Genomic DNA, 18980 nt, shown 5'->3' with positions numbered 1-18980 from the left:
ATGCGCAGGGAGATGTCTCAGCCTCGCGAAGGCTGGCCCGCCATCGTGGAGTCGCAGGGACTCGCCTTCCACCACTCCGCCCACCCGGAGGGCCTGGCCAGGCCGTACTGGGACGAGAGCGTCCACTACGTGTTCACGATGGACGAGGTGCTGGGGCTGGAGGCCCAGGTCGAGGAGCTGCACCGGATGTGCCTGACGGCGGCCGACCACATCGTGGCCGAGAACCGCTTCGCCGACCTCGCCATCTCGCCGGCCTGCCGTACGGCCGTCGCCGAGTCGTGGCGGCGGCGCGACCCGCACATGTACGGAAGGTTCGATCTGCACTACGACGGGACCGGCCCGGTCAAGCTGCTGGAGTACAACGCCGACACCCCGACGAGCCTGGTCGAGAGCTCGGTCGTGCAGTGGTTCTGGCTGCAGGACGTCCATCCCGGCGGCGACCAGTGGAACTCCCTGCACGAGCGGCTGATCGACCACTGGAAGTCGTTCACGCTGCCGACCGGCCCGGTCCATTTCGGCTGGACCAGCGCCGACGAGACGGGTGAGGAGGCGATGACGATCGGATACCTGCAGGAGACCGCGGAGCAGTCCGGTCTGGCCACGGTCGCCGTCGCGATGGAGGACATCGGCTGGGACGTGCTCAACCGGCGCTTCGTGGACATGGAGCAGCGGGTCGTCAGGACGCTGTGCAAGTTGTATCCGTGGGAGTGGATCGTCGCCGAGCCGTTCGGGCGGCACGCCCTCGCCCAGCAGGTGTCGATGGCCTGGATCGAACCCCTGTGGAAGATGCTGCTGTCCAACAAGGCGTTGCTGGCGATCCTGTGGGAGCTGTATCCGGGGCATCCGAACCTGCTTCCCGCCTACCTCGACGGCCCGCGCGAGTTGGCCGACGGTCCCGGCTACATCAGCAAGCCGCTGCTCGGCCGCGAGGGGGCGTCCATGCGCATCGTCGCGCCCGGTGTCGAGGTGAGCACCGAGGGCGGGTACGGCGCGGAGGGCTACGTCCACCAGGAGTTCGCCCCGCTCCCCGACTTCGACGGCTGGCATCCGGTGCTCGGCGCCTGGATGGTCGGCGACGAGTCCGCCGGGCTCGGCATCCGCGAGACCTCCGGTCTCATCACCGACGACACCTCCTCGTTCGTCCCCCACCGAATCCACGATTGAAGGTCCCTGTGAACACCGGCATGAACACCGGCATGAACACCGCTGACACCCTCACCCTCGCCGAGGTGCTCGGCAACGGCGCACTGGCGATCATGGCTTATGCGATCTTGGGAGTGCTGCTGCTCGTCGCCGGGTTCTACGTGGTCGACCTCGCCACACCCGGGCGGCTCAGCAAGGTGATCCGCACCGACCGCAATCCGAACGCGACCGTGGTCGCCGCCTCGGGCGTGGCGGGCGTCGGCCTCATCGTCGCGGCGTCCATCTGGTCCTCCGGCGGGGTGTTGCGCGAGGGACTGCTCGTCACGCTGGTGTTCGGCCTGGTCGGCATCGCCGCGCAGACGCTCTGCATGTTCGCCTTCGACAAGGTCACCGGGTTCTCCGTCCGAGAGCTCGTCCGCGAGCCCACCCTGCAGCCCGCGGCGATCCTGCTGTCGGTCACCCGTTTCGTGATCGGCCTCATCACCGCCGTCGCGGTCATCTGACCTCCGTACGGCTCAGCCGTACGGAGGCCATGCCGCGCCGCGGGGACGCACATTCGGGAAAGCGCGGTGCGGAAAGCGCGACCATAACGATGACCTGGCACGCTAGAGGGCGTGAGTGAGCGGGGCACAGATCGGATCGGCGACAAGATCCGGGAGGACACGGCGCGGCGGCTGGATCGCGCGATGGGCAGCCTTGGCACAGCGGCGATGACCCGCATGGAGGAGCGGCTCGCCTGGTATCGCGCACTGTCCGCGGAGGACAGGTCATGGGTCGGCCTGGTCGCCCAGGCGGGCATAGCGGCGTTCGTGGAGTGGTTCGGGCACGCCGGCGCGGGGCGGCCGACGCCGAGCATCGAGTTCTTCGGAACCGCCCCGCGGGAGCTCAAGCGCAGCGTGTCGCTCCAGCAGACCGTCGACCTGGTCCGCATCGTGGTCGAGGTGGTGGAGGCACAGGTGGACGATCTGGCCGCGCCCGGTGGCGCGGACCTGCTCCGCAACGCGATGCTCCGCTACACCCGGGACGTGGCGTTCGCCGCCGCCCAGGTGTACGCCAGAGAGGCCGAGGCGCGGGGATCCTGGGACGCCCGGCTGGAGGCGCTCATCGTGGACGCGCTCGTCCGCGGCCAGGTCGACGACGGCCTGCACTCGTGGGCGGCGGCGCTCGGCTGGACGTCCGCGCCCGTCGTGGTCTTCGCGGGCCACACCTCCGACGATGACCCGCAGAGCATCATCGACGGGCTGCGCGACAAGGGCCGCCGCGTCGGGCACGAGTTGCTCGCCGGTGTGCAGGGCGACCGGCTGATCGTGATCGTGGGAGGAGCCGACAGCATCAAGGACGCCGCCCGGCTCGTCGTGCCGCGCTTCGGACCCGGACCGATCGTCATCGGCCCCGAGGTCCCCGATCTGCACGCGGCGGCCAGCTCGGCCCGCGCCGCCATCGCGGGTCTGCGGGCCGCCTCGGCCTGGCCGGACGCGCCGCGGCCGGTGCTCGCCGAGGACCTGCTGGCCGAGCGGGCCCTGGACGGGGACGACGACGCGAGGGCCCAGCTCGTGGAGAACGTCTACAAGCCGCTCGCCGGGACGCCGCTGCTCGACACGCTGGCCACCTACCTGGAGCAGGGGACCTCTCTCGAGGCCACCGCGCGGCTGCTGTTCGTTCACCCCAACACGGTCAGATACCGGCTACGGAAGATCACCGAACTCACCGGGTACCAGCCCACCGAGGGACGCTCGGCGTTCACCCTCCAGGTGGGGCTCATCCTCGGCCGCCTGTCGGTCGGCTAACGAGTGTCCGCGAGTCCTTCCGGGCTGCCGTAACCTCGGCGACACCAAAACTGTAGGGACCACACAAACTCTCAGCGGCAAAGTTCGTTCGGATCACCATCAGTGTGGCGAACTCCTACAGGGCAGGGTGGACTCGTGCTCGTCATCGTCGCTCCGGGCCAAGGCGCCCAGACCCCAGGTTTCCTGACTCCGTGGCTCGAACTTCCCGGATTCCGCGACCGGCTGTCCGCCTGGTCCGACATAGTGGAGCTCGACCTCGTCGCGTACGGGACGACCGCCGACACCGACGAGATCCGGGACACGGCCGTCGCGCAGCCCCTGCTGGTGGCGTCCGCCCTGGCGTCCTACGAGGCGCTGGGCATGCGGCCCGACCTCGTCGCCGGACACAGCGTGGGAGAGCTGGCCGCGGCGGCGATCGCCGGAGTGCTGACCCCGGAGGAGGCCCTCGGGCTGGTGCGGGAGCGCGGCCGGGCGATGGCCAAGGCCGCCTCGGTGACCGAGACCGGGATGCTCGCGGTGCTGGGCGGGACCGAGGACGAGGTCCTCGCCGCGATCGACGCGCAGGGGCTCACCCCCGCGAACATCAACGGCGCCGGCCAGATCGTGGCGGGCGGCACACTGGAACAGATCGAGGCCTTCAAAGCGGCGCCGCCGCCCGGGGCGCGCCTGCGCCCGCTGTCGGTCGCGGGGGCCTTCCACACCGTGCACATGGCCCCGGCCGTCGACCATCTGCGGGACGAGGCCGCCGGCCTCACACCCCGCGACCCGGAGATCACGGTGCTGTCCAACGCGGACGGCGTGGCCGTCGCCACGGGCGCCGAGTTCGTCGACCGGCTCGTCGGTCAGGTCGCCAACCCGGTACGGTGGGACGCCTGCATGGCGACCATGGCCGAGCGCGGCGTGACCGCGATGGTCGAACTGCTGCCCGGTGGCACGCTGACCGGCCTGGCCCGGCGTGGCCTGCCCGGCGTGAAGACCGTGGCCCTGAAGACCCCGGACCATCTGGAAACCGCCCGAGAGGTGCTCAAGTGAGGCTCAGCCAAGGCTCTCCGGGCGCGAAGGTGCTCGCGTTCGGCGGCTACCAGCCCGCCGAGGTCGTGACCAACGACGACCTGTCCAAGCGGATGGACACGAACGACGAGTGGATCCGAAGCCGCGTCGGCATCCAGGAACGCCGCATCGCGGGGCCGCACGAGTCGGAGATCGATATCGCTGTCCAGGCGGGCGGCAAGGCCCTGGCCGCGAGCGGCCTGTCCAGCGCCGACATCGACCTGGTCATCGTGGCCACGTGCACGATGGAGGCGCCGATCCCCAACGCGGCGGGCCGGGTCGCCCACCGGCTCGGCATCCAGGCCCCCGGCGCGTTCGACGTGAACGCGGCATGCGCCGGGTTCTGCTACGCGCTGGCCGCGGCCAGTGACGCCGTCCGGGCCGGTTCGGCGACGCACGTGCTGGTCGTCGGCTCCGAGAAGCTCAGCCAGTGGATCGACTGGGACGACCGGGCCACCGCCGTCATCTTCGCCGACGGTGCGGGCGCCGCCGTCGTCGGCCCGTCCGACACGCCCGGCATCGGGCCCGTCGTGTGGGGCAGCGCCGGCGACAAGGCCGACGTGATCGCCATCGAGAACCGGAACTCCTTCCTGTATCAGGAGGGCCAATCCGTGTTCCGCTGGGCCACCACCGCGCTTCACCCGGTGGCCGCCCTGGCGTGCGAGCGGGCCGGTGTCGACCCCGCCGAGTTGACGGCCTTCGTCCCGCATCAGGCGAACCTGCGGATCATCGAGGCGATCGCCCGCAGGATCGGCGCGGTCAACGCGGTCATCGCCCGGGACATCGTCCTCGCCGGCAACACCTCGGCCGCGTCGATCCCGCTCGCGCTGTCGCGGATGATCGAGCGCGGTGAGGTGCCCTCGGGCGGCCTCGCGCTGCTGCTCGGCTTCGGTGCCGGTCTCACCTACGCCTCTCAGGTGATCGAGATCCCCTAGTTCGCGTCCGTGGGTGTTCGCCATGACGGGGAATCCACGGGGCACTACCCACACTTGTACGGCTTACCGCACAAGGCCGGATGAATGATCCGGAGCATTGGTAAATCAGAGAAACCAAGGAGAAGTCGCGACATGGCTATGACCGAGCAGGAGATCCTCGCCGGCCTCGGCAAGATCGTCAATGAGATCACCGGTGTCCCGGCCGCGGAGGTCACCCCAGAGAAGAGCTTCGTGGACGACCTTGACATCGACTCGCTTTCCATGGTCGAGATCGCCGTCGCCGCGCAGGACGAGTTCGGCGTCGAGATTCCCGACGACCAGCTCAAGCACCTCAAGACCGTGAAGGACGTCATCAACTTCATCCAGGCCTGAGCGGCCCTGGGTTCCCGGACCACTGCGGGTCACTGAGAACAACCAAGAGGAGTGCGGACAAGTGAGTAAGGACCGGGTACGTGTCGTCGTCACCGGGCTCGGCGCGACGACGCCCCTCGGTGGAGATGTCGCATCCACCTGGTCGGCGCTCCTCGACGGGCGGTCGGGCATCCGGACGCTCACCGAGGACTGGGTCGACACCGTACCGGTGAAGTTCGCCGGCGTGGCGGCCGTCGACCCCGGCGAGGTGATCCCCCGGCCCGAGGCCAGGAGGCTCGACCGCGCCGAGCAGTTCGCCCTGATCGCCGCCAGGCAGGCCTGGCAGGACGCGGGCACTCCCGAGATCGACGGCGAGCGTCTCGGCGTGGCGGTCGGCAGCGGCATCGGCGGCATCGGGACGATCCTGTCCGCCTATGACCTCTACCGGTCGAGGGGCTGGAACCGGGTCTCGCCCTTCACCGTGCCCATGCTCATGCCGAACGGCTCCGCCGGCTGGATCAGCATCGAGTTGGGCGCCAAGGCCGGGGCGCACGCCGCGGTCAGCGCCTGCGCGACCGGCGCTGAGTGCATCGGCTACGGCATCGACATGATCCGATCCGGCCGGGCCGACATGGTGGTGGCGGGCGGCACCGAGGCGGCGATCCACGGCCTCAACGTGGCGTCGTTCGCTGCGGCGCGCGCCATGTCGACGCGCAACGACGAGCCTGAACGGGCCTCTCGCCCATTCGACAAGGGCCGTGACGGTTTCGTGCTCGGCGAGGGCGCCGGCATCGTGGTCCTGGAGTCGGAGGAGCACGCCCGGGCGCGCGGCGCCCGGATCTACGCCGTCGCGGCCGGTGTCGGCTACTCCAGCGACGCCTACCACATCACCGGCATCGATCCGGAGGGCTCGGGCGGCCGGCAGGCCATGCTGCGGGCCATCGGCGACGCCGGCCTGAGCCCATCGGACATCGTCCACGTCAACGCCCACGCCACCTCGACCCCGCTCGGCGACGAGATCGAGGCGCGCGCGATCAAGGCGGCCATCGGGGGCCACGCGATCGTCACCGCGACCAAGTCGATGACCGGCCACCTCCTCGGCGGCGCGGGCGGCATCGAGTCGATCTTCACCATTCTCGCGCTGCACGAGCGGATCGTGCCGGCCATCGCCAATCTCGACGATCCCGCTGACGGCATCGAGGTCGACCTCGTGCGCGGCGAACCCCGGAAGCTCGACGGCGACCAGCTCGCCGCGATCAACAATTCGTTCGGGTTCGGCGGACACAACGTCGCCGTGGCCTTCACCACTGTGTGACAGGAGTCTCACATGACCGTGCTTGACAACCGGGTGGTGAACGACGCCTCCGACGCGGAGGCCGTCGATCCCAGGGACCCTCGGGTACGCCTGGGGCATCTCCTCGACGAGGGCTCGATCCGACCGATCACCCCTGAGGACAAGAGCGGCGTGCTGGCCGTGACCGGCCGCGTCGAGGGCGTGCCGGTCGTGGCGTTCTGCAGCGACGCCCGCGTCCAGGGCGGCGCGATGGGCGGCGAGGGCTGCGAGCACATCGTCCACGCCTACGACGTCGCCGTCCGCGAGCGTGTCCCCGTCATCGGCGTCTGGCACTCGGGCGGCGCCCGCCTGGCCGAAGGCGTGGAGTCCCTGCACGCGGTGGGCCGGGTGTTCGCCGCCATGACCAAGGCCTCCGGCGTGGTGCCGCAGATCTCCGTCGTGGTCGGCCCGGTGGCCGGCGGCGGCGCCTACGGCCCGGCCCTGACCGACATCGTGATCCTCGCCGACAACGGCCGCATCTTCGTCACCGGGCCTGACGTCGTGCGCAGCGTGACCGGCGAGGAGACCGACATGGCCTCTCTCGGCGGGCCCGAGCCGCACAGCAAGCGCAGTGGCGTCGTCCACATCGCCACCAAGAACGAGGGCGAGGCCCTGCTCAGGGCCCGTCAGCTCGCCGTCCTGCTCGGCCACCAGGGCCGGATGCGCGGCGACGTCGACGAGGTCGACTTCGGCAGTCTGCTCCCCGACAACCCGCGCCGCGCCTACGACGTGCACCCGCTGGTGAACGGCCTGCTGGACGAGCCCGGTGTGGAGCTCCATGCCAAGTGGGCGCCGAACATCGTCACCACGCTGGGCCGTCTCGGCGGCCGCACGGTCGGGGTCATCGCCAACAATCCGCTACGCCTCGGCGGCTGCCTCGACTCCGCCTCGGCGGAGAAGGCCGCCCGGTTCGTCCGGATGTGTGACGCCTTCGGGGTGCCGCTGGTGGTCCTGGTCGACGTCCCCGGCTACCTTCCCGGGGTCGGCCAGGAACACGACGGCATCGTACGGCGCGGCGCGAAGCTGCTGCACGCGTTCGCCGAGGCCTCGGTGCCGAGGGTGACGCTGATGACCCGCAAGGCGTACGGCGGCGCCTACATCGCGATGAACTCCCGGTCGCTGGGCGCGACCCGGGTGTTCGCCTGGCCGACCACGGTGGTGGCCGTGATGGGCGCGGTCGCGGCCGTCCGTATCCTCAAGCGGCGCGAGCTGGCGGCCGCCCCCGAGGAGGAACGCTCGGCGCTCGAGGCCCGGCTGGCCGAGGAGCACGAGAAGGTCGCCGGCGGGCTCGACAGAGCCGTCGACCTCGGGGTCATCGACGAGGTGATCGAACCGGCGAAGACCCGCGGCGCGATCGCCAGGGTCATCGCCCAGGCGACGCCGGCCCGCGGCGCCCACGGCAACATCCCGCTCTGACGGTTCGCCCACGAGTCGCCGAAGATTCGCTGAAGAAGCGCCGGTCCCCGGGGACCGGCGCTTTTCGCGTTCGCGGTGACAGACGGGCCGGCGCCCGGAAGGCCGCGGCTCAGACGGCGGCGTGCAGCCAGCGGACCGGCGCGCCCTCCCCCGCATACCGGAACGACTCCAGTTCCTCGTCCCACTGCTTGCCGAGGAGGCGGTCGAGCTCCTCCTCCAGGACGACCCGGCCCTGCGCGGCCATCAGCATCACATTGCGCAGCCGATCCTCGGGGACCTGGATGTCCCCGTTCGCGCCCACGACGGCGGTGAACGCGCCCAGCGTGGGCGTGTAGGCATGCCGGGACCCGTCGACGCCGGGCGAGGCGTCTTCAGTGATCTCGAAGCGGATGCGCTGCCAGCCCATGAAAGAAGACGTGACCGCCGCCGCCGTACCGGGACGGCCCTCCCACTCGGCCTGGGCCCGCAGGGTCCCGGGCGCGGCGGGCTGAGGGGTCCACGTCAGATCGACGGGTACGCCAAGAACGCCTGCGACGGCCCACTCGATGTGCGGGCACAGCGCAGGCTGAGCCGAGTGGACGTACAGGACGCCACGAGCAGCAGCCACCGGACCTCCCAAATCGCATGAGGTGCGCCTTCCCCAACGGCCTCATGTAGGGATGATCACGGTTGCATGACTAGTAGGAGAGACTACCGTCCGTCGTAACGCGACACCAGAGCAGGGTCATACCGATTGACGCATGGCAACATACTGCATCGGGAAAGATACGGTCCGTAAATAAAAGATCGGAAGGGCGTCGTGATGCGCGCACGCTTGGTGGAGTCTCTCCCGGACAGGCCCGCCCTCATACGGCCCGGCGAGTTGCTCACCACCGCCCCTGCCGCGGTCGCCCGATGGACACTCTCCGTCTCCCCCGTGCACCACCCGACCCAGCACACCCGCCCGACCCAGCACCTGCGCACAGTCCATCATGTCCGGCTCTCGCCCGGCGTGGACGTGCTCGACCTGGTCACCACGCTGCGCGACCGCGGCCATCCGGCCTCGCCCAACCATGTGCTCACCGGGCAGCCGCTGTACTTCGGCGGCCCGCACGGCGCGCCGTCCCCCGCTCCGGCAGTGCCGTACGAGCCGGGCCCGCCCTCCGGGGTGACGATCGCAGTGCTGGACACCGGGGTCGTCCCCCATCCGTGGCTGATGCCCTGGTATCGGGACGACGCGGCCGACACCCCCGACGCGGACGGCGACGGCGGCCTCGACACCCAGGCGGGGCACGGCACGTTCGTCTGTGGGCTGATCCTGCGGCGCGACCCCGGGGTGCGGCTGCGTGCCGTGCGACTCCTGGACAGCGACGGCGTCGCCGACGAGGCCGCGCTGCTGCGCGCGCTAGCCCGGCTCTGCGCCGAACGCGTCGGCGTCCTCAACCTGTCCTTCGGGGGTTACACCTTCGACGACCGGCCGCCGCTGGGGCTGGCCGAGGCGCTGGCCGGCTTTCCCGCCGTGGTGGCGTGCGCCGGCAACACCGGGCACTCTCGCCCGTTCTGGCCGGCGGCCCTTCCCGGCGTCGTCGCCGTGGGCGCGCTCGACGGGGACGTCAGGGCGTCCTTTTCGGCATACGGCCCATGGGTCGACGCCTGCGCCCAGGGGGTCGGTCTGGCGAGCAGCTTCGTCGAGTTCGGGGCGTTCCACGGTTACGCCACCTGGAGCGGCAGCTCTTTCGCCTGCGCCACGGTGGTGGGAGCCCTCGCCCGGCTGTGCCGCGAACTACCCCCCGCGCAGGCCGTACGGCGCCTGCTCTCCGAGGGCCGGCGAATCCCCGATCTCGGGGTGGCCATCGCGTGAGATCGATAGAGTGTCGATCACTTAAAGTAATTTTACAGAAACTCTCGGTAATCGACATGTTGGATGACACCTCACCCGGGCCGCCGTTGGGCCCCACCCGTCTCGAGCGGCCGACGCCTCTCGACCAGGCCGCATGGGACGATCTCGTCGCGCGGTTCGACGGCCGGATGTGGGCGGTCGCCCGTGCGTTCGGGCTGGGCCCGGCCGACGCGGCCGACGCCGTCCAGGGTGCCTGGCTGCGACTGGTCGAAAGTCTCGACGCCATCCGGGACCCCGATCGGATCGGATCCTGGCTCATCACCACGACGAAGAACGAGGCGGCCCGGCTGAGCCGGTCCCGGAGAGGATCGGGATCCGCGGTTTCCGACATCCCCGACGACATCCCGGACCTCGGTGCGCCGGACCCGGCCGCCGCGGTGGTCGACGCCGACTACGGCCGACACGTGTGGCGACGGCTCGACATCCTCGGTGAGCCGTGCCGGTCGCTACTGCGCCTCTACGCGCTCCATCCGGACGCCCGATATACCCAGATCGCCCTGCGCCTGGACCTGCCCGTGGGCAGCATCGGCCCCACCCGCGCCCGCTGCGTGTCCCGGCTCAGAGCCCTGCTGGAGGAAAACGTCCATGACAGCCCCCGCTGACGAGTACCTGCTGGCCGCGCTGCGGATCGCAGCCGGAGCCGACCCCGTGCCCGGGCGCGTCTCGGCCGACGCGAGGGCCGCGTTCGCGCTCCGCCTGCCCGGCGGGATCGCCGCCGCCCCAATGGAGACGACCGCCGCGGAGACGACCGCGATGGAGAAAGCCACCGCAGCGGGCGTCCGGTCGGCGGCACGCGAGGAGCACGGCGAGCCCGTGGCGCACCGCTACGCGGCCGCGGGCCTCACGATCCACGTCGAGCCCGTCGTCATGGCCGGCCGGGTGGACGTGGCCGGCCAGGTCTCTCCCGCCCCCGGCACCGAATCGCTGGTCGAGGTGCGGACGCCGCACATCACCGCCGGTCGCGTGCCTGCCGAGGACGGCCGCTTCGTCGTCACCGGACTGCCCCTCGGATGGATCAGCGTGGTCTGCCATCGGCCCGGCCACCCGCCTGTGTTCACCCGCTGGCTGCACGTGCGCCCTTGATCTCGCCCTCGACCCCGCCCTCGACCCCGCGACCGCCCGCCGTCCTCGTCACCCGGGCCGAGGCGGCCGTGCGACTGTCGGGGGCCGATCCCCGCCTGGCGCTCGCCCGGGCCCGGGCCGTACTGGCCGAGGCCAGAGCCGGGATGGAAACCGCCGGTCGGGAGGGCGAGCCGTACGGCGAGGCGCTTTCCGTCGCACTGCGTGCGTCCGCCCTGGCCGCACGCGAACTCGGCGACCTGCACCTGGCCGATGAGAGGCTGCGTGAGGCCGTCGAGACCGGATCCCGGTTTCCGCTACGGGTGGCGCAGGCGAGGATGTCCCTGGTCGCCGTCCGGACACAGCTCGGCGACCCCGAAGGCGCCCTGCGCCTCGCCGAACTGGCCGAACGACATCTCACTGGCACCGATCTGGCCCGGCTGGACGTGCAGCGCTCGGTCGCGCTGAACGTGCTCGGCCGGCATCGGGACGCGGTACGCCACTGCGACCGGGCCGTCGACCGCCTCGGCGACGACCCCCGGTTCCAGGCCGGCGGCCTGCTCAACCGCGGGGTCGCCCGGACCTACCTGGAAGAGTACGGCGCGGCCGAGGCGGACCTGTCGGAGTGCGCGAGGATGGCCCGGGCGGCCGGTCTCGATCACGTCGCCATGCTCGCCGAGGGCAACCTGCCGTTCGTGGCGGCCCGGCGCGGCGACATCGCGACCGCCTTCGCGAGCTACGAGGTGGCGGAGGCGGGCATGGCCGGCTATCCGGAGCGGCTGGCCGCGATGCGGGCGGACTTCGCCGAGGCGCTGGTGGCCGCCCGCCTGCCGGGAGAGGCCCGGGCGATGCTGGAACAGGCACTGCCCGATCTGGCGGCCGGCGGAGCCCACGCGGCGATCCCCGACGCGCGGCTGCTGCTCGCCCAGGCCCAACTGCTCGCCGGCGACGCCGGGCAGGCCGCGGCGACGGCGCAGACCGCGCTGACGGAACTGCTGGAGCAGGGCAGGGCGACCTCGGCTCCGCCGGCCACCGAGGTGATGTTGCGTGCCCGGCTCGCCAAGACCTCACCGACGCCGAGCGCCGCCGAAGTCGCGGCCCTGCTGCCCCACCTGCTGTCCTGTGCGGCAGACCTGGACGGGCACGGCCGACCGGGCGCCGCGGCCGAGCTGCGGCTCACGACCGCCCGCGCCGCCCTGCTGGCCGGGCATCGCACCGTCGCACGAGCACAGCTGGAAATCCTGGCCGAGACCCTCACCCGGCCGCTGGTCAGGCAGCACGCCCTGGCGATGATCCAGCGGCTGGACGGAGACCTGCCCAGCGCCCTCGAATCGGCCCGTGAGGGTGTGGAAACGCTCGCCGCCACGCCGGCGGAGCGCAACGCGGAGCTCAGGGCGTACACCGTCCGTCCGGCCGAGGACCTCGCCGCGTTCGGCCTGGAGCTCGCGCTGGAGACCGGGGACGGCTGGATGGTCCTGGACTGGGCCGAGCGCCGGCGGGCACTGGCGCGGGGCAGGCCGGCCCCCGTCCGCGTCCGCCCCGCCCCCTTCGACCCCCGCAACTCCTGCGACTCCCGGAACTCGGCGGGAGGCATCCCGGGAAACGGGCCGGGCACGCTGATCGAGCTGGTGCGCAGCGGGGACGAGCTGTGGGGCGTCCTCGTCACCCCGGCACGCACCGGCGGCGTGCGGTGCCTGCTCCGACCGCTCGGCTCCTACCGGGCGGCGGCCGAGGCGACGGTGCGTATACGGTACGGCCTGCGCCGGCGGAACCTGCGAGATCTCGTCGACCGCGGTGGGGGCGCCGCCCCGGAGATGATGGACGCTGAGCTCGCCGCGCTCGGCGAACAACTGCTCGGTCCGTTCGATCTGGGGTGGCCCTGCGGATCGGGCCGCCTCGAAGACGGCCCAGTGGTGATCGTGCCCACGGGCGCGCTGTACACGCTTCCCTGGCCGCTGTTGCCCGCATTGGCCGGCCGACCGGTGTCCGTCGCCCCCGACGCCACTTCCTGGGCGCTATCGGAACGGGCTCCGACAGGGGCCGGACAGGTGGGCTGGCCGGTGGTCCTCGCGGTTGCCGGACCGGGGCTGCGGCACGCCCGCGATGAGGTCGGCATGGTCGTCATGACCCACCCAGAAGCCGAGCGGATCGGCGCCACGCGGCAGGAGGTGCTCGCCGCGCTCGACCGCGCCGACGTGCTGCACATCGCGGCCCACGGCATGTCCTCCCCGCGCAGCCCGATGCTGTCCCGCCTCACGCTGGAAGACGGACCGCTCATGGCCTACGACCTGCTGCGAGCCGAACGGATGCCACGGCTCGTCGTGCTGTCCGCGTGCGACGCCGGAATGGCCCATGCCCCCGTGGACGGCGCGGCGCTCGGGCTGGCCGGGACCTTCCTCGACCGGGGTGCCGCCTGCGTGATCGCCGGGGTGGTACCGGTGCGGGACGACGAGGCCCTGTCGCTCATGGCGGTCTTCCACGCCGTGCTGGCCGAGGGCCGCTCCCCCGCCGAGGCCCTCGCCACCGCGGCCGCCAAGACCGCCGCCAGCGGCTTCGTCTGCTTCGGCGACCCGTACGGGTGACAGTCCCTAGCCGGTGGCGACCGGCCGGTCGGGGTCGGCCACCCAGTTGGACCACGAGCCGACGTAGAGCGCGGCGGGCAGCCCGGCGATCTCCAGGGCGAGCACCTCGTGGGCGGCGGTCACCCCGGAACCGCAGTAGGCGCCGACCGGGACGCCCTCGACCGCGCCCAGCGCGTCGAACCGCTCCCGTAGGAACTCCCTGCTGTGGAACCGGCCGCCGGGCTCGACGTTCTGTGTGGTGGGGGCGTTGACGGCCCCCGGAATGTGACCGGCGACCGGGTCGACGGGCTCGACCTCACCGCGGTATCGCTCCGGGGCCCGGGCGTCGAGAAGCACTCCGCGGGCGGCCAGCTCCGCCGCCCGGTCGGCGTCCAGCATCGGCATGCCGCCGGGCTCGGCCGTGAAGTCGCCCGGCTCCCCGGCCTGCGTGTCGTCCCTCGCCACGGGGAGGCCGGCCCGGGTCCAGGCGCGCATCCCGCCGTCGAGCACCCGCACGTCGCGGTGGCCGAAGTAGCGCAGCGTCCACCAGGCCCTGGCCGCCGAGGTCGAGTCCGCGTCGTCGTAGACGACCACCGGACGGGCGTCCGACACGCCGAGGCGGCGCATCGCGGACTCGAACGCGGCGGCGGGCGGCAGCGGATGCCGCCCGTCCGGTCCCGGCGGGGCGGCGAGATCGGCGTTGAGATCGCAGAAGACGGCGCCCGGGATGTGCCCCTCCCGGTAGGACTCGATGCCCGGAGGGCCGGCGAGGCGCCATCGCACGTCGAGGATGGTGACATCGCCGCCGATCGCGGCCAGTTCCTCCGGCTGGATCAGCGGGCTCGAAGAATGCGGGCTCATCGACACCTCCGTGAAGTCGTCATGCCGGCCGCGCCCGTCACGGGCGGATCTCCAGCAAGGGCACGTTCTGTTCCGCCGGGGTGAGCGAGCCGTGGCAGCCGATCAGGGAGGCCTCCAGCGGCTCCGCCTCGGAGGCGACGATCACGCAGTCGCCGTACGGCACGGCCAGCACGTCGCCGATCCGCCCGAGCCATTCACGACGGACGGCGCGGCCGAACCAGCCCTCGTCGACCGCCTCCTCCCGGGTGACCACCCAGGCCCGGCCGCGCAACCCCTCGCGCCAGGTCTCGAGTACGGCGTCCGCCGCACCCGGCGCGGTGTAGAGATGCCGGGCCCGGCCGTCGCCGCCGAGCATGACCACGCCTTCCCGGAGGTCGGGTCTGCGGTCGAAGTCGACCTTGTCCCCGGCGTTGATCATGCCGTGGTCCGCGGTCACGTAGAGCGCCGACCCCGGCGGCAGCGCCTCGGCGATGGCCTCGGCCATCCGGTCGACGACCGCGAGCCGGTCCAGCCACTCGGGACTGCCCCAGCCCTTCATGTGGCCCATGTGGTCGACATCGCCGTAATACACGGTGACGTACGAGCTTTCCCGAAGCGCGTGCCGTGCCGCCTCGATCCGCTCGTCCGCCGTCTCCGCCGACCAGTAGCGCATGCCCCGGTAGACCGCACGGGTGAGCCCGCTGCCGTCGAACAAGGCGGGCGCCACGTAGACGGGATCAACGCCGAGAGCCGCCATCCGTTCGTAGACGGTCTCGGCCGGCTGCCACACGTCGGGGTCGATGGCCAGTCCGGGCGCGGTCCAGCGCAGGCAGTTGAACAATCTGCCCTCACCTGGCACGGCCATCTGGATGCCCACCATGCCGTGCTCCCCGGGAGGCGCTCCGGTGCCGAGCGTGGCAAGACTCGTCGGCGTCGAGGACGGGAAGCCCGCGGTGAGCGTCCGCCGCGAATGCGCGGACAGAAACGGCGCCACGTCCGGATGGGCGGCCAGCAGATCCGCGCCCAGGCCGTCGACGAGGAAGAGACACACCCGCCGCGCCGGGTCGAGGCCGAGCGTGTTGCCCGTCGGCACGCCGAGCGAGGCGAGCAGCGATCCCGGGAGATCCGCCAGCGACGCCTCGCCGTACGCGGGCACGAACGGCACGGCGTCGGGCAGGGTTTCGGCCAGCGCTTCCGGCATGGTTTCCGGCACGGCCGGCCCGGCGGGGTCGGGGTCGATCACATCGCCTCCGGCTGGGAATTCAGGACGCGGCGCGGGCGGTCGCCTCGGACAGCGCCTTGGCGAAGGTCAGGACGTGACCGACCGCCTCGGGGCCGTCGGCCGCCTCGCTCACCCGGAGAGACAGATCGTCGGCGGTGATCGCACCGGTGTAGCCGTGATCGGCTTCGCAGCTCTCGTCGCCGCACGTGGCGGGTTCGAGGTCGACATGGGAGATCGCACCCCAGCCGATCGTGAGCGTCGCCTCGACCGGAGGAACCCCGGGCACGTACGCCGCCGGGTCGGGAACCACCCTCGTGACGGCGATCGACTGGATGCGGTTCAGCCGTACGGCCTCGGTCGTGGTGGAGGCGTGCGAAGCCGGCATGCCCTCGGCGGGCGGGTGCTCGTCGGTGTGACAGACGATCAGCCGGGTGGGCGACAGCACCAGCACCGTAACGTGCCTGCGCACCTCCATCGCGGGGTCGAACGTGGCCTCGTGATGCACGACGTACGCCATGACCTGCTCACTGCCGAGCGCGGTGTCGACGGCGTCGGCGACCAGGTCCGGGTAGTAGCCGCTGCGGTCAATGGCCTCGCGCATGCCCGCGGCCGAGACTCGGGTTTCCCTCATGGGTCCATCCTGCCCTGTAAGGGACACCTGTTTCACATCCGGACCGGATGGTTTTCCACATCGGCGGCCGACCGGCCCATCCCGACCGGCACGTCCCGGCCTGCGCTCCCGACTGTGCGGTCAGCGCAGGCGGCGGGGCCCGACGTCCGGACGCGGCCCGGTGACGGGCCGCAGGGCCACGCGTGCGCCCAGCACCACCACGCCGGACGCGCCGACCAGCACCGGGTCCAGTTCCATCCTGACCACCTCGGGCAGCGCGTCCGCCAGCAGCCCGACCCGGACGAGAAGATCCTCCAGCGCCTCGACCGCCACCGGCTGGTAGCCGTACCGCCCGAGCAGCAGCGGCGCCGCGCGTACCGACCGCACGAGGGTCGACGCGTCCTCGGCGGTGAGCGGGGCGAGCCGATATGCCTGATCTCCGAGGAGGCGGGCCGCGACCTCGCCGAGCCCGAACGACACGACGCCGCCGAAGTGCCGGTCCTGCACGACGCCGACGATGGTCGGCACCGCCGGTTGCGGGGCCATGCGCTGGACGGCGAGCCGCGCGCCCGGCCCGAGGAGAGCGGCCAGGTCCGCGTACGCCTGCCGGATCGCGACCGGTTCGGTGAGCCCCATGCGCACCGTGCCGGCCCGGCTGGAGTCCACGGGGTCGGCGGACTTGAGCACCACGGGCGGCCCGAGGCCGCTCGCGGCGGCCACCGCCTCATCGGCCGAGGCCACCGGCTGCGCCGGCCACACCTCGATCCCGTAGCGCGCGAGCAACTCGGTGGCGTCGATCTCCAGGTCCCGCTCGCCGTGCTCGTTCTTCCGCAGGGCGTCGGCCACGAACTGGCGGGCTCCGGCGACGTCCACTCCCGGGGGCGAGGGGATGGGGCCCGCCGGCTCCCGGCTCCGGCAGGCGTAGCGGACGACGTGAGCGAGCGCCCGGACCGCCTCCTCGGGCGCGGGGTAGGACGGGATGGAGCCGCGCCCCGGCGAGGCGTCGCCGTCGACGCGGAGCTCCGGCGGCATGCCCATCTCCCCCTGGAAGGTGGCCAGCACGGGCTTGCCGCAGTCGCGCGCCACCCGCACCAGCTCGGCCGCCACCCGCCGGGCGTCGCCCGGGATCGGCGGCATGTAGACGACGACGGCCGCGTCCACTTCGGGGAGCGTGTCCGCCAGCGCCGCTGCGAACTCGGCCGCCCCCGCCCGGGCGCCCAGGTTCACCGGCGAACGCGGCTCCAGGCCCGCGCCGGCGCAGGCGTCCACCGCCAGCAGCGCGAGCGCGTCGGAGTTGCTCACGACGCCCACCGTGGGCCCCGACGGCAGCGGCTGGTGGGCGAGGAGCTGGGCCACGTCGAAGAGCTGGGTGAGGTCGTCGACCCGGATGACCCCCGCCTGCTCGAAGAGTGAGCGCTGCGCGGTCTCGGGCAGGCCGAGCACAGGGGCGGCGTGGCCGTCGGGTGCTCCACGGCTCTTGACGACGACGATCGGCTTGCGCCGCGAGATCCGGCGGGCCAGCCGGGTGAACTTGCGCGGGTTTCCGATGGATTCCAGATAGAGCAGGATGACGTCGGTCGCCTGATCCTCCTCCCAGTACTGGAGGAGGTCGTTGCCGGACACATCGGCCCGGTTGCCGGCCGAGACGAACGTCGAGATGCCCATGCCCCGCTGGGCGACGCGCTGCAGCAGCGCGGTGCCGAGCGCGCCCGACTGGCTGAAGAAGCCGACCCGCCCCCGCCCGGGCAGGGTCGCGGCGAGGGTGGCGTTGAGCCGTACGGCGGGGTCGGTGTTGGCGACGCCCAGGCAGTTGGGGCCCACCACGCGCATGCCGTACGCCCGGGCGATCCGGACGAGTTCCTCCTGGCGGCCGCGGCCCTCGATGCCGGTCTCGCCGAACCCGGAGGAGACCACGACCAGGCCCTTGACGCCCTTCTCCGCGCACTCCTCGACGAGTTCGAGCACGCCCTCGGCGGGGACGGCCAGCACCGCCAGGTCCACCTCCCCGTCGATCGCGGAGACGCTCCGGTACGCCCGGACTCCCGCGACGGCCCGCACCTGCCGGTGGACGGGATAGACCGGCCCGGTGAAGTCGGCGGCGAGCAGGTTGCGCAGCACGGTCTGCCCGATCCCGCCCGGATCGCGGCTCGCCCCGATGACCGCGACCGACTCGGGCGTCAGCAGGCGGGCGATCGAGCGGGCCTCGGCGCGATGCTCGCGGGCGAGCCGCACCTCCATGGCGGTCTCGGTGCTGGACAGGTCGAGGGTCATCCGGACCACGCCGTCCTCGAACTGGCTCTGCGCCGTGTATCCGGCCTGGCGGAACAGGCGGAGCATGCGGAGGTTGCCGGGAAGCACATCGGCGATGAACGTCCGGATCCCGCGCTCGCGCGCCGCCGCCCGCAGGTGCTCCATCAGCACCGCGGCCACGCCCCTGCCCTGATGGGCGTCCTCGACCAGGAACGCGACCTCCGCGTGGTCTTTCGGCTCCATCCGGTCGTACCGCACGACCGCCACCATCTCCGCCCCGATCGTCGCGATCAGCGCCACCCGGTTGTCGTAGTCGACGTTGGTGAACCAGGTGACGTCCCGGTCGGTGAGGTGGGGGCGGGGGCCGAAGTAGCGGAAGTAGATCGACTCAGCGGACAGGCGTGAGTAGAAGGAGCGCAGCAGGCCGGCGTCGTCCGGTCTGATCGGGCGCAGGTGTGCCGTGCCGCCATCGGACAGCACGACGTCCGCCTCCCAGTGGGCGGGGTACTGATGTCGCACGGTCCCGAGGTTAGCGGCGCCTGGC

Annotated in this window: 17 protein-coding genes; 12 read left to right on the top strand and 5 right to left on the bottom strand. The window is 72.1% G+C overall.

Annotation, left to right across the window (positions count from 1 at the left end):
* The 8 genes from ACFHYQ_RS04295 (at position 1) to ACFHYQ_RS04260 (ending at position 8015) form a co-directional block, all read left to right on the top strand.
* A complete protein-coding gene (locus ACFHYQ_RS04295; protein WP_394299748.1) occupies positions 1-1164 on the top strand; it encodes a glutathionylspermidine synthase family protein in 1164 nt (387 codons plus the stop codon).
* Between the two features lie 8 nt (positions 1165-1172).
* A complete protein-coding gene (locus ACFHYQ_RS04290) occupies positions 1173-1646 on the top strand; it encodes a DUF350 domain-containing protein (protein WP_394299747.1) in 474 nt (157 codons plus the stop codon).
* 111 nt (positions 1647-1757) lie between these two features.
* Positions 1758-2930 carry a PucR family transcriptional regulator gene (locus tag ACFHYQ_RS04285; protein WP_394299746.1) on the top strand — a complete coding sequence of 391 codons (1173 nt, stop codon included), beginning with the start codon at positions 1758-1760 and terminating at the stop codon, positions 2928-2930.
* 135 nt (positions 2931-3065) lie between these two features.
* Positions 3066-3962: an ACP S-malonyltransferase gene (locus tag ACFHYQ_RS04280; protein WP_394299745.1), complete on the top strand. Its 897-nt coding sequence runs from the start codon at positions 3066-3068 to the stop codon at positions 3960-3962.
* Positions 3959-4915 carry a beta-ketoacyl-ACP synthase III gene (locus ACFHYQ_RS04275; RefSeq protein ID WP_394299744.1) on the top strand — a complete coding sequence of 319 codons (957 nt, stop codon included), beginning with the start codon at positions 3959-3961 and terminating at the stop codon, positions 4913-4915. The genes ACFHYQ_RS04280 and ACFHYQ_RS04275 overlap by 4 nt, the downstream gene beginning before the upstream one ends.
* A gap of 132 nt (positions 4916-5047) precedes the next feature.
* On the top strand, positions 5048-5287 hold the full coding sequence (locus ACFHYQ_RS04270) for an acyl carrier protein (RefSeq protein WP_055481378.1): 240 nt from the start codon (positions 5048-5050) through the stop codon (positions 5285-5287).
* Positions 5288-5348: 61 nt separating this feature from the next.
* Entirely contained in the window at positions 5349-6581 is a 1233-nt protein-coding gene (gene fabF, locus ACFHYQ_RS04265) for a beta-ketoacyl-ACP synthase II (protein WP_394299743.1), read from the top strand.
* Between the two features lie 12 nt (positions 6582-6593).
* Entirely contained in the window at positions 6594-8015 is a 1422-nt protein-coding gene (locus tag ACFHYQ_RS04260; RefSeq protein ID WP_394299742.1) for an acyl-CoA carboxylase subunit beta, read from the top strand.
* 109 nt (positions 8016-8124) lie between these two features.
* Here ACFHYQ_RS04260 and ACFHYQ_RS04255 read toward each other — a convergent pair whose 3' ends face one another.
* Positions 8125-8622: a DUF3145 domain-containing protein gene (locus ACFHYQ_RS04255; RefSeq protein WP_394299741.1), complete on the bottom strand. Its 498-nt coding sequence runs from the start codon at positions 8620-8622 to the stop codon at positions 8125-8127.
* A 195-nt stretch (positions 8623-8817) separates the two neighbouring features.
* Between ACFHYQ_RS04255 and ACFHYQ_RS04250 the strand changes: the two genes are divergently transcribed.
* From ACFHYQ_RS04250 to ACFHYQ_RS04235, 4 genes are read left to right on the top strand one after another with little or no spacing between them, the layout of a single operon-like run.
* A complete protein-coding gene (locus ACFHYQ_RS04250; protein ID WP_394299740.1) occupies positions 8818-9855 on the top strand; it encodes a S8 family peptidase in 1038 nt (345 codons plus the stop codon).
* A gap of 56 nt (positions 9856-9911) precedes the next feature.
* Entirely contained in the window at positions 9912-10496 is a 585-nt protein-coding gene (locus tag ACFHYQ_RS04245) for an RNA polymerase sigma factor (RefSeq protein ID WP_394299739.1), read from the top strand.
* Positions 10480-10977 carry a hypothetical protein gene (locus tag ACFHYQ_RS04240; protein ID WP_394299738.1) on the top strand — a complete coding sequence of 166 codons (498 nt, stop codon included), beginning with the start codon at positions 10480-10482 and terminating at the stop codon, positions 10975-10977. The genes ACFHYQ_RS04245 and ACFHYQ_RS04240 overlap by 17 nt, the downstream gene beginning before the upstream one ends.
* Entirely contained in the window at positions 10974-13535 is a 2562-nt protein-coding gene (locus ACFHYQ_RS04235) for a CHAT domain-containing protein (protein ID WP_394299737.1), read from the top strand. The genes ACFHYQ_RS04240 and ACFHYQ_RS04235 overlap by 4 nt, the downstream gene beginning before the upstream one ends.
* 6 nt (positions 13536-13541) lie before the next feature.
* Here the strand turns inward: ACFHYQ_RS04235 and ACFHYQ_RS04230 are convergent, their stop codons facing one another.
* The 4 genes from ACFHYQ_RS04230 to ACFHYQ_RS04215 form a co-directional block, all read right to left on the bottom strand.
* A complete protein-coding gene (locus ACFHYQ_RS04230) occupies positions 13542-14375 on the bottom strand; it encodes a sulfurtransferase (RefSeq protein ID WP_394299736.1) in 834 nt (277 codons plus the stop codon).
* 37 nt (positions 14376-14412) lie between these two features.
* Positions 14413-15555 (bottom strand): alkaline phosphatase family protein, encoded by a 1143-nt coding sequence (locus ACFHYQ_RS04225; protein WP_394299795.1) that lies wholly within the window; start codon positions 15553-15555, stop codon positions 14413-14415.
* Between the two features lie 61 nt (positions 15556-15616).
* Positions 15617-16207 (bottom strand): DUF5998 family protein, encoded by a 591-nt coding sequence (locus tag ACFHYQ_RS04220; RefSeq protein ID WP_394299735.1) that lies wholly within the window; start codon positions 16205-16207, stop codon positions 15617-15619.
* A gap of 120 nt (positions 16208-16327) precedes the next feature.
* Entirely contained in the window at positions 16328-18955 is a 2628-nt protein-coding gene (locus ACFHYQ_RS04215; protein ID WP_394299734.1) for a bifunctional acetate--CoA ligase family protein/GNAT family N-acetyltransferase, read from the bottom strand.
* Positions 18956-18980 lie beyond the last annotated feature (25 nt).

It is taken from the genome of Sphaerimonospora cavernae, from assembly GCF_042435035.1.
Lineage (GTDB): Bacteria > Actinomycetota > Actinomycetes > Streptosporangiales > Streptosporangiaceae > Sphaerimonospora > Sphaerimonospora cavernae.
This window is presented reverse-complemented; position numbering and strand designations above follow the sequence as displayed.

Excerpts from the sequence above, each read along its gene's own strand:
- ACFHYQ_RS04225 (WP_394299795.1), bottom strand. The coding sequence starts at position 15,555 with ATGCCGGAAGCGCTGGCCGAAACCCTGCCCGACGCCGTGCCGTTCGTG.
- ACFHYQ_RS04260 (WP_394299742.1), top strand. The coding sequence starts at position 6,594 with ATGACCGTGCTTGACAACCGGGTGGTGAACGACGCCTCCGACGCGGAG.
- ACFHYQ_RS04220 (WP_394299735.1), bottom strand. The coding sequence starts at position 16,207 with ATGAGGGAAACCCGAGTCTCGGCCGCGGGCATGCGCGAGGCCATTGAC.
- ACFHYQ_RS04240 (WP_394299738.1), top strand. The coding sequence starts at position 10,480 with ATGACAGCCCCCGCTGACGAGTACCTGCTGGCCGCGCTGCGGATCGCA.
- ACFHYQ_RS04230 (WP_394299736.1), bottom strand. The coding sequence starts at position 14,375 with ATGAGCCCGCATTCTTCGAGCCCGCTGATCCAGCCGGAGGAACTGGCC.
- ACFHYQ_RS04270 (WP_055481378.1), top strand. The coding sequence starts at position 5,048 with ATGGCTATGACCGAGCAGGAGATCCTCGCCGGCCTCGGCAAGATCGTC.
- ACFHYQ_RS04245 (WP_394299739.1), top strand. The coding sequence starts at position 9,912 with ATGTTGGATGACACCTCACCCGGGCCGCCGTTGGGCCCCACCCGTCTC.
- ACFHYQ_RS04250 (WP_394299740.1), top strand. The coding sequence starts at position 8,818 with ATGCGCGCACGCTTGGTGGAGTCTCTCCCGGACAGGCCCGCCCTCATA.
- ACFHYQ_RS04295 (WP_394299748.1), top strand. The coding sequence starts at position 1 with ATGCGCAGGGAGATGTCTCAGCCTCGCGAAGGCTGGCCCGCCATCGTG.